This is a genomic window from Kitasatospora sp. NPDC088779 (genome assembly GCF_040685395.1).
GTDB lineage: Bacteria > Actinomycetota > Actinomycetes > Streptomycetales > Streptomycetaceae > Kitasatospora.
In genome coordinates this window covers 1-1083 of the sequence record NZ_JBFBHW010000131.1, presented here as the reverse complement: position 1 = coordinate 1083, position 1083 = coordinate 1, and the positions used below count along the sequence as shown (strand labels likewise).

At 72.1% G+C, this 1083-nt stretch carries 1 protein-coding gene and 2 pseudogenes; all 3 read right to left on the bottom strand.

Annotation, left to right across the window (positions count from 1 at the left end; genetic code table 11):
- Positions 1-129, bottom strand: a pseudogene (locus AB0P03_RS40845) (ATP-binding protein); the annotation flags it as partial.
- On the bottom strand, positions 110-793 hold the full coding sequence (locus tag AB0P03_RS40840; RefSeq protein WP_363589768.1) for a DUF742 domain-containing protein: 684 nt from the start codon (positions 791-793) through the stop codon (positions 110-112). The gene AB0P03_RS40840 and the pseudogene AB0P03_RS40845, both read right to left, overlap by 20 nt.
- A 161-nt stretch (positions 794-954) precedes the next feature.
- Positions 955-1083: pseudogene (locus AB0P03_RS40835) on the bottom strand (roadblock/LC7 domain-containing protein); the annotation flags it as partial.

The window sequence follows — 1083 nt, the reverse complement described above, 5'->3', positions numbered from 1 at the left end:
CAGGGGGTTGATCTCGGAGACGGCGCCGACGAGCGTGGTCTTGCCGACGCCGAAGCCGCCCGCGACGACGATCTTCGCGGAGGTGGTGGCGCGGGTGGGGGCGGCCGCGTTAGAGCTTGCGAAGTCCACTGAGGACCCTTTCGAGCAGCGTGACGTCGGGCTGGTTTCCGGATTCGCCGCCGGAAGCGGGCTGGTGGATGGCGACGAGGCCGGCCTCGGCCAGGTCGGCCACGAGGATGCGGGCCACTCCCAGGGGAAGGGAGAGCAGCGCCGACACCTCCGCGACGGATTTGACCTCCCTGCACAGGGTGCAGATCCGCTGGTGCTCGGGGAGCAGGGTGGCCAGGCGCTGCGGGTCGACGTCGGCGGAGACGAGGGCCTCCAGCGCGAGCTCGTAGCGCGGCCGGGTGCGTCCACCGGTCATCGCGAACGGCCGGATCAGCGGGCCGGAGTCGGGCTCGTCCTCGAACTCCTCGACGTGCCCGGGCTCGTGGGCCGGCCGGTAGTCGGGGGCGGGCGCCGGGTAGCCGGGCGGCGGCGTGTCGAAGGCGGGCTGCGGCTGTCGGTACCGGCCGGACCGGCCCTGCTGGTCGTACTGCTCCTGCTGCGGCTGCCCGTACGGGTGCTGGGGCTGCCCGTACTGGTGCTGGCCGTACTGCTGTCCGTGCTGCTGGCCGTGCTGAGGCTGGCCGTACTGCTGACCGTGGCCGACGCCGGGTGCTCCGAAGGCGTCATGGCCTGTGCCAGGGTACGGAACGCCGTACTGGCCGCTGCGGTCGTCGGGCGGTGTCACGGTTCCTCTCCTCACAAGGTGCGGCGGTGCGGTGCGAGCTTCGGCGCAGGTCCGGAGCCGGTGGTGCGAAGGCCGTACAACGTCCGAACCCGAGCCCGCCGAAGCGGGCCCGGGAAGGACGCGGAGGTACTTCGAATACCTGGACGGTATCCGACGGACCGTCAGTGCAGGAGACTGCCCTGGAGTTCCGCGCGGAGTGCGGGGGTGAGGACGGCGCCGGCGCGGTCGACGAGGAGGGCCATCTCGTAGCCGACGAGGCCGATGTCGGAGTCGGGGGAGGCGAGTACGGC